Raw genomic sequence first — 9,063 nt, forward strand, 5'->3', positions numbered from 1 at the left:
TAAATTGATTAAAATAAAATAGAAAATTACTAAACGGACTGTTGCGAAGACCATCGCTAATCAGTCCGTTTTTATTGTGAAGGATGGCAAATTATGACCGAAACAACCAGCAAAACCACTTATTGGGCCCTGTTTAGTACTGCTTTAATCACCTTTTTAGGAATCTTAAACGAGACCTCCATGAACGTTACCTATCAAATTTTATGTAATGAATTCCATATTTCTTTAGATATGGTCCAGTGGATCACCGCTGGTTATCTGTTAATTGTGACCATCGTCATGGGGACCACGGCCTATTTAATTCGGAAATACGCTGCTCGTTGGCTCCACTTGACGGCGGGGATCGCATTTATTATCGGCTGTTTATTATGTGCCCTCGCTCCTAATTTCCCGGTCCTTTTAGTTGGGCGCCTGATTCAAGGAATTGCTACCGGATTTTCCACTCCCTTAATGTTTCATTTAATTTTCACCCAGATCCCGAAGAATAAATTAGGGGTTATGTCTGGAATTGCTGGGATGGTGATCTCTTTTGCCCCCGCCTTAGGACCAACTTTCGGTGGGGCCGTCGCCACTAGTCTTAGCTGGCGTTGGATCTTCTGGATCATTATTCCCTTTGTCATCTTAGGGACCGTTATCGGTCAATTAACTATTCGCAACCATCCAATGGGTAACGACAAGCCCTTTAGTTACTTGGGCTTATTCGTCCTCGGTTTATCCCTATTCGCCTTTGTTTATTCTACCGCCCAATTAGGTAGCCATGGCTTTAATCAAGACTTTTGGATCTGGTGTCTACTTGGCATCCTCTTCTTGGTCGTTTTTATTGGCGTTAATCACTTTGGCAAAGCCGAATTAATTAATCTCAGAATTTTTAAAAACGGCTCGATTTCCTTAGCCACCATCACCTATTTCTGTTTGCAATTTATCAACATTGGTCTTTCTGTTATTATTCCTACTTATGCCATCTATGTGCTGCATAGTTCTTCTTTTATAGCCGGGTTAATCTTACTTCCCGGATCCTTTGCGGGCGCCTTCACTTCCCCCTTTGCCGGCACTCTCGCTGATCGCATTGGATTCCGTCTACCGATCAGTATTGGGAGCTACTTATTAATTATTGGGACCTGGTTTTACATGGGCTTACAGTCGTTACTAACGCCTCTCATGATCTCGTTAGTGTACATTGTCATCCGAGTTGGTTTTAACTTGGCATTTGCTAACACCATCTCCAACGCTTCCACCGTCGTGAGCCGGCAAGAAACTGCTGACGTTAATTCTGTCTTTAATATGGTTCAACAATTTGCTGGATCCATCAGCGTGAGTCTCTCGGCCGCTCTCATTTCTATCCAGCAACGGAGTAAACCCACCAGTGCAATTGCCTTTCACACTTACCTGGGTGGTCGTCAAGACTTTATTATGATGTTTGTCTTAGCGGTTATTATCGCTATTACTGTTTGGTACAATTTCCACTTACAAGCTAAAACAAAGCAATAACCTACTTGCTCAACTAAAAACTCGGCCCTACTTGTGGGCCGAGTTTTTAGTCATTTGCGGTTAGTTTGGCATAAACATCATCAAAACGCGTCTTAATGTAATTAGCTGATTGAGCTAATTGCTGTTCTTCTTCGTCCGTTAAATTTAACTTTAATTGTTGAACCACTCCATTATTACCAACAACCGCTGGGTAAGAAAGATAAGTTTTGTACTTTTCATTCCAGTTTGAAACCGGTAATTCCGCATTCGCATCGTTTAAAATCACGTTGATTAACCGGACGGCTGCAGAAGCGACCCCATAATTAGTGTAGTGTTTCCCGTGGAACACGGTGTAACCGCCGGCCCGCGAAACTTCTGCTAATTCATCTAAATCCAGCCCCTCAGTTTCCGCTAATTCTGGCAGGGAATGACCTAAGGCCCGAACTTGGGACCAAGCTGTAAATTGCGAATTACCATGTTCACCAAGGTTATAGCCCGTTACCGAACGCGGATCAATATCGAGTGCTTGCCCTACCGCCTTCTTCATCCGAGCCGAGTCAAGCAAAGTCCCAGTCCCAATCACTTGATCGGTTGGTAGGCCAGTAAAGCGTTGGTATAGCGCCGTAATCACATCACACGGATTCGTGATCGATACCAGCACCCCGTTAAAACCAACTTCTTTTAAGTGAGTTCCGACTTCTTTAGCCGCCTGACTGGTAAACTTAAGCTCGACAAACCGATCATGTTTAGCATCATCATTTTGTAAGCTAATTGCCCCCACGGATGACACAACTACATCCGCATCCGCCAAAGCTGCAAAATCATTCACCACCACTTTACTATGCCAATTTAAGTTCGCAGCCGCATCCTCAAAATCAGTCGCTTCCGCATTCACCTTTAATTCATTAGTATCAACTAAGACTAATTCATCAACCGCTCCCGTCACTAACAGATAATTCGCGATTGCTGTCCCGACGTGACCTAAACCAATAACACCTACTTTTCTTGTCATCTTTTTGCCTCACATTTTCTAATCATTTTTTAATTGTAGTCTAATGTAACGCGATCAAAGTTGAATGTAAAGGACTTTTTTAATAAATTTAAGTTTTTCCTTTTAGTGACTAAAAAAGGAGGCCCTAATGCCTCCTTATCACTTTATGTTCTAAAGCTACCTTGTCACGAGTTGCGTCCCTACCACCACGCGTTCTGGCGCTAATTGATTGTTCATATACTTGGAAATCAGGTCAATCCCGATCATGGCCATTTGATCAGTCGGCACATGAATCGCATCAAGGGGTGGGTAGATATAATTAGCAACCCCAGCCACGTCTCCAAACGAGATTAATTTGATCCCAGCCGCTGAAGCTTCTTGTAAGGCGCGATTAGCCCCAATGGACATGGCATCATTGGCTACGATGACGGCAGTTGGTCGTTGGTCAACTGGTAGTTGTAAAATAGCTTGCATTTGCTCGTAACCACTATGATCCGAATAATCCCCTAACCAGGTTAAATTGTCCGGCCGTTTGCGCTCCTGCATCAAATTAACAAAGGTCTTTAACCGTAAATCGACCACCGTTTCTTGGTCACCGGTCGTTTCTTGACCCGCAATCATCCCGATCCGCTGATGCTGGGGAGCTAGATAATCAACTGCTTGGGTAATGCCCCCAACAAAGTCTGGTACAACACAAGGGATAGATTGAGCTAATGCGTCGCCATCCACATCCACAATCACGTCGGCATAGCGCTTCATTTTTTCTAATTGACGGGCACTATATTTCCCAATCGCAACGATCCCATCTACCGGATCAGCTAGGGAAGTCAAATTTCCTGCAAAGACCGTGGCCGTCGAATAGCCCGCTTCTTGGGCAGCTCGTTCCACGTTCAATCGCAAATTTAAATAGTATAGATCTGATAATTCATGCTCAGTCGAATACCACTCAACGATCGCTAATCGCCGGTTAATCGGTGATTGACGCCGTCGTTTATTATAGTCCAAACGTTGGGCAATCGTGACAATCCGTTCTCGTGTTTCGGGGCTAACGGATAGTTGGGGATCGTTGTTCAACACCCGAGAAACCGTGGCTAACGAGACGCCCGCTTCATCCGCTATATTTTTTAAGGTGACTGCCATCTGATCATCTCCTCAATTTACAACTGTTTAATGAATCGTTGCCAACCTGCCTCACCATCAGCATTACGCTTAAAGACTCCCGCATCAGCTAGGACATCACTAAAGACTTGGGCCACTTCTTGTTCAAGCACTGTTTCAACATTATCAGCCGTAATCGTTTGTCGAGCTTGGACTTCTTGAGCCCATGGCAAATGACTTTCGGCAATTTTGTTAGGTTCTTGTAACCAATACTTCTTGACTTCGGCTAACTCATCTTTTAACCGGGCTGGTAAGATTGCTCGTCCCATCACTTCAATCAGGCCAATATTTTCCTTCTTGATGTGCCACAATTTTTCGTGCGGATGGAAAATCCCTAACGGATATTGATTCGTCGTATTATTGTCCCGCAAAACTAGGTCGAGAATAAACTGATCACCATCCCGGTGCATAATTGGGGTGACTGTATGATGCCGGTCGTCTGCCGTTCCCGCATTAATTTGTAAACTTGGATCACTATAGTTTTGCCAAGTCCGCATAATGTGGCTACCTAGGTTAACTAAGGCCGTCGTATCGGTGCTAGTTAAGCGAAGATCACTCATTGGCCAATCAACAATCCCGGCCGTGACCATTGGGTAATCTGGGAAGGTCAACTCCTGCTTAATCGGTGCCTTCATCATTGGGAAAGTATGCCGTCCTCCTTGATAGTGTTCATGAGCAAGCATTGATCCACCCACAATTGGTAAATCCGCATTACTCCCGACGAAATAGTGGGGGAAAGTCTGCTCAATTTCAACCAAGTTAACCAGGGTCTGTTGGTTGATTTCCATTGGCTCATGTTGGGCTAATAAAAAGATGCAATGCTCATTAAAGTAAGCATATGGCGAATATTGAAAACCCCATTCACGACCACCCACCGTCAAGCGAATAATCCGGTGGTTACTCCGTGAAGCATAGCCTAAGCGACCCTTGTAACCTTCATTTTCCATACAAAGGGCACATTGGGGATATTTCACCGCTGTATCATGAGCTGCCGCTTGGATGGCTTTAGGATCCTTCTCCGGTTTCGAGAGGTTAATGGTAATTTCTAATTCATTGCCATCTTGGACCTTTTTAACAAATTCAATATTCTTTTTAATTGCCGCGACTTTGACATAATCATTTTCTGTACAAAGTTGGTAAAAATGATCAGTCGCTTCTTGGGGACTCCGATGATAATCTTCCCAAAAGCGCGCATTAACCCGCGCTGGGCTTGGGGTCATCAAATCAAATAATTGATCATTTAGAATTGAACGGTCAGTTACACTGTCTTCAATGGCTCCATGAGCAATCGCGAGTTCCACTAATTGATCGACTAATCGGCCATCACCCACTGCGACGTCCTCATCACCAACTAATCCTCGGATTTTATTCATGACATAATTGCGATCCAGCGGTTCATAAGCGCCACTGGCAATTACCTGATCTGCATATTGACTAATTACACCCATCTTCATCGATCCCTTCATCTCTTAAATCTTGTGTGGTCCGTCAACAATTTCCGCATCGTAGAAGCTAGCATCATAACCTACTTTATCCCGATAGATCTTACCAACGGCTTGCTTCAAGTTCTCGGCTTGATCTTTCTTGACAATGGCGATCGCACTCCCAGCGAAGCCACCACCAATCATCCGGGCCCCCAGAACTCCTGGTTGGGCCCAGGCTGCTTCTGCTAAGGTATCTAGTTCCGTTCCCGAAACTTCATAATCATAGTGTAAGGAAACGTGGGAGGCATTAATTAAGCGACCTAATTTTTCTAGATCACCATCTTGCATCGCTTTCGTAGCTCGCAAGGTCCGGTCGTTTTCTAAGACCGCATGCCGAGCCCGTTTAATTAACAATTCGTCATTAATTAAGTATGAGTATTCATCAAAGGTGTGTTCGTCTAATTCACCTAAAGTCTGAATATCTAACTTTTGTTGGAGCCGTTTCACGGCTTCACCACATTCTGCCACCCGATCATTATAAGCCGACCCAGCAAGCGAATGCTTCTTGTTCGTACTCATAATGACGATTTCGTAATCACCTAAGTTCAATGGCAAGTACTCATATTCCAAGGTGTTACAGTCGAGGAAAATGGCATTATCCTTTTTGCTCATCCCCACCGCAAATTGGTCCATAATTCCTGAATTTAACCCAACGAAATCATTTTCGGTTTTCTGGCCTAATTTGACGAGATCTAGTTGTTCAATCTCCAGCTTATATTCATCTTTTAAAACATTCCCCATTAGTAATTCAATTGAAGCTGAAGATGAGAGTCCCGCTCCATAAGGAAGATTTCCATATACATAGAGGTTGAAACCTTGATCAATTGTAAAGCCACCTTGCTTTAAGTACACCAACATCCCCTTAAAGTAATTCGCCCACTTCCGATCATCATCCGTTTCCGGTTGGTCATCATTCAGGTCAAAAATAACCTCATCACCCTCCATGTTGCCAGAATAAAGGTGCACTTCTTGATCATCACGCTTACCAAAAACCCCATAGGTGCCTAGACTAATAGCACATGGGAAAACGTGTCCACCATTATAATCTGTATGTTCACCAATCACATTAATCCGTCCTGGTGAGAAGAAGACATCGTCTCCTGGTACTTGAAAGAGGTCTTGATACTTTGCTAATAATTCTGCTTTATCCATGTTTTTTCCTCACTTCTAAGTAAAATTAAGTAAAATCTTTTACTTGTTCATCTTACTATTGCCCATTAAATCAGTCAAGGTAGCGCTTACATTTTTATTAAAATTTAGAATTTTGGGCCGGCATGATTTTTGGCACTCACCCAAAAAGCTTGTATAATCAACTTATAAGCAAGTTTGAAAGGAGCCACTAATGACTCAACGATTATTATCAATTAATGATGGCGAAAATTTCCGTGATTTAGGGGGCTATCAAACAACTGATGGTCGCACCGTCAAATGGCGAAAATTAATTCGTTCTGGAGCTCTCGGGCGACTCTCGGCCAATGATTTAACCTACCTGCAACAATTCAACCTCACTCATGATATTGATTTACGGTCCCCCCGCGAAGTTAACTCCTTACCGGACCGCGTCCCCGAAGGCACTCATTTTCATCATGAGCCCGTTTTTGGAACTGATTTAACCGAGGCTTCCAAACGCACCTCCGAACTCGAACCCGTGATGAACGTTAAACCAAATACCGGGTCGCAACATATGCGGGAGGTTTACCGGCTCATGACCGAATTAGATAGCGCTACTAAGGCCTATCGAAATTTCTTTACTTATCTTCTGGAAACTCCCGAAGATGGTGCCGTCATCTTCCATTGCCAAGCCGGTAAAGATCGTACCGGAATTGGCGCATATCTGGTACTAAGTACCTTAGGGGTAGACCAAAAAAACATCGAACAAGATTATCTCTTAACAAATCAAACCACCAAACAATGGATTGATGACCGGTTGAATGAATTAAAGGATCAGGGAGCGACCCAAACCTTTATCGATAATTACGCTCAATTAGCTGGCGTTTCCTTGGATTACCTGAACTCTGCCATCCAAGAGATTAACACTAACTATGGTTCAACTCAGCGGTTCTTAAGGGATGCTTTGCAGTTAAGTGCCACCGACTTAAAAGATTTACGGACGCTCTATTTAGATGACTAAGGAGGCCACCATGAAAATTTCGGTTCCATTAATTAACGGACTCTTACCTGATCAATATGGTAAATATGCACCGGAAGCAGATTTATTAGCTGACCATCCGGTACATTCTTTTCCCATCGATATTACGGAGGCACCGGCAGCGACGAAAGCCTATGCCTTAGTTTTCATTGACTATGACTCTACTCCCGTCTGCGGTTTCACTTGGATCCACTGGTTAGCAACTAACCTTCCAGCCACGTGGACCCAAATCCCTGATGACGCTAGCCGAAAACTGGCTGATCAGTTTGTCCAAGGTAACAATAGCAATGCTGGTAGCCTCGTGAATGGCGATCCTCAGATTATAACTGGCTACGTCGGTCCCCAACCACCGGATCAAAATCATGATTATACGCTAACGGTTTATGCGCTAGATCAAGAGTTACCTTTATCAAAAGGTTACTGGTTGAACGAATTTTTAAAGGCTGCCCAAGGACACATCTTAGAAAAAGCCAAGTTGACCATTCCTAGTCGCGCCTAAACAAAGGAGAATTATCTTATGCCTACAAGAATCTTTTTTAATCCTGCTGACTCAATTGCTAATGTTCATGATTATGATGAAGCGGTTCGGCAAGGACAAATTTTTCGCGAAAAACAAATTGATGATGAATTAGTAATCGCTAAGGGCCCGCATGATGAAGAGTATGCCATCTTTTATGCTAAGGATACCAAGCCAGCCGATCATGAAGCGGCACAACCTTACCAAGTTAAAAAACGCCTCAACTAAAAAGACGCGAGCTTCGAAAAGATTTTCTCGAAGCTCGCGTCTTTATTACAATGCCATTAAGCTGATTTTATCTACCGCCAACAATTTGTTCAGTGGCCTGAGCTAAGCGATCCGTTAGTTGATCAGCGTTGGACTTAAATTCATCAACCAAGCTCGTTTCACTAGTGGCTTGACCAACAAGTTCCCCCATAAAATCAATCACCACCAAGGATTGATCCTGCCACTTAACTTCATCATAATGACCATCGAACGCATTATCTAAGAGTGCCTGCATGGTTTCTTGAATCGCTGTTTGAATGACTTGATCAACCGTAATATTATTACCACGAACTTGTTGTTGGGCCACTTTCATGGCCACTTCTTCCATATTAGTGGGAATTTCAATACTCATCTTCAACCGCTCCCTGAAATTTAAATTATTTTTTGTTATTATAACCCTAATCTAGTAAGGAGCAGAACCCATGCCCGAAATCTATTATCAACTGATGACGATTACTGGTTATCAGGAAATCGAAAGCCAAATCACTAAATTAAAGTCACAGCGTCCTACCCTCGTGGCCCGCTTAAAAGCTGCCCGAGCTCTGGGTGATTTATCAGAGAACACTGGATATAGTACTGCTAAGCGTGATTTACGTCATATTGATAGTCGGCTCCGCTTTTTAAATAAACAGTTAAAATATGCTAAGGTGATTGAGCCAACAGATTCTAAACTAGTTGAAATTGGCACAAAAGTCGTCTTAGAAGATCTATCAGATCAAGAAGAAATGATCTACCAGGTGGTTGGACGTCAAGAAGCTGATGTTAATCAAGGAAAAATCTCATATGAATCTCCTCTCGGTAGTGCCATCTTGCATCAATCAGTCGGTAAAATCGTGACCGTTACCGCTCCGGAGTTCACTTATCAAGTTAGGATTATCAAAATTGAACTAGTTTAAAAAGCTGGATAGAAACATGAGGTATGTTTCTATCCAGCTTTTGTATCTTAAAATACGATTCCAATAACAATGGTTACTACTAATAAGCCCAGTAAAATTATCGTCCACGAATTGTGTAAATTAATACTCCAGCC

Annotated in this window: 10 protein-coding genes; 5 read left to right on the plus strand and 5 right to left on the minus strand. The window is 43.1% G+C overall.

Annotation, left to right across the window (positions count from 1 at the left end):
- The first annotated feature begins 93 nt into the window (after positions 1-93).
- A complete protein-coding gene (locus tag PS3_RS01790) occupies positions 94-1,488 on the plus strand; it encodes an MFS transporter (RefSeq protein ID WP_007121831.1) in 1,395 nt (464 codons plus the stop codon).
- Between the two features lie 46 nt (positions 1,489-1,534).
- Here PS3_RS01790 and PS3_RS01795 read toward each other — a convergent pair whose 3' ends face one another.
- The 4 genes from PS3_RS01795 to PS3_RS01810 form a co-directional block, all read right to left on the minus strand.
- Positions 1,535-2,479: an L-lactate dehydrogenase gene (locus PS3_RS01795; protein ID WP_007121832.1), complete on the minus strand. Its 945-nt coding sequence runs from the start codon at positions 2,477-2,479 to the stop codon at positions 1,535-1,537.
- Between the two features lie 156 nt (positions 2,480-2,635).
- Positions 2,636-3,598 (minus strand): LacI family DNA-binding transcriptional regulator, encoded by a 963-nt coding sequence (locus PS3_RS01800; RefSeq protein WP_007121833.1) that lies wholly within the window; start codon positions 3,596-3,598, stop codon positions 2,636-2,638.
- A gap of 17 nt (positions 3,599-3,615) precedes the next feature.
- Positions 3,616-5,064, minus strand: coding sequence for a UDP-glucose--hexose-1-phosphate uridylyltransferase (locus PS3_RS01805; protein ID WP_007121834.1), 1,449 nt, complete (start codon positions 5,062-5,064; stop codon positions 3,616-3,618).
- A 21-nt stretch (positions 5,065-5,085) separates the two neighbouring features.
- Positions 5,086-6,252 (minus strand): galactokinase, encoded by a 1,167-nt coding sequence (locus PS3_RS01810; protein ID WP_007121835.1) that lies wholly within the window; start codon positions 6,250-6,252, stop codon positions 5,086-5,088.
- Between the two features lie 190 nt (positions 6,253-6,442).
- On the opposite strand from PS3_RS01810, the gene PS3_RS01815 reads away from it, so the two are divergent.
- The 3 genes from PS3_RS01815 to PS3_RS01825 are packed head-to-tail and all read left to right on the plus strand — an operon-like array spanning position 6,443 to position 7,994.
- Positions 6,443-7,231, plus strand: coding sequence for a tyrosine-protein phosphatase (locus PS3_RS01815; RefSeq protein WP_007121836.1), 789 nt, complete (start codon positions 6,443-6,445; stop codon positions 7,229-7,231).
- Positions 7,232-7,241: 10 nt separating this feature from the next.
- Complete coding sequence (locus PS3_RS01820) at positions 7,242-7,748, plus strand: YbhB/YbcL family Raf kinase inhibitor-like protein (protein ID WP_007121837.1); 507 nt, start codon at positions 7,242-7,244, stop codon at positions 7,746-7,748.
- 18 nt (positions 7,749-7,766) lie between these two features.
- The gene (locus tag PS3_RS01825) at positions 7,767-7,994 is read left to right on the plus strand and encodes a hypothetical protein (RefSeq protein ID WP_040467890.1); all 228 of its coding nucleotides are present in this window, start codon (positions 7,767-7,769) and stop codon (positions 7,992-7,994) included.
- 67 nt (positions 7,995-8,061) lie between these two features.
- Here the strand turns inward: PS3_RS01825 and PS3_RS01830 are convergent, their stop codons facing one another.
- Positions 8,062-8,385 (minus strand): hypothetical protein, encoded by a 324-nt coding sequence (locus tag PS3_RS01830; RefSeq protein ID WP_007121838.1) that lies wholly within the window; start codon positions 8,383-8,385, stop codon positions 8,062-8,064.
- A gap of 70 nt (positions 8,386-8,455) precedes the next feature.
- On the opposite strand from PS3_RS01830, the gene greA reads away from it, so the two are divergent.
- Positions 8,456-8,929, plus strand: coding sequence for a transcription elongation factor GreA (greA, locus tag PS3_RS01835; RefSeq protein ID WP_007121839.1), 474 nt, complete (start codon positions 8,456-8,458; stop codon positions 8,927-8,929).
- The last annotated feature ends 134 nt before the right edge of the window (positions 8,930-9,063 follow it).

The sequence above is a fragment of the Limosilactobacillus gastricus PS3 genome (assembly GCF_000247775.1).
Lineage (GTDB): Bacteria > Bacillota > Bacilli > Lactobacillales > Lactobacillaceae > Limosilactobacillus > Limosilactobacillus gastricus_A.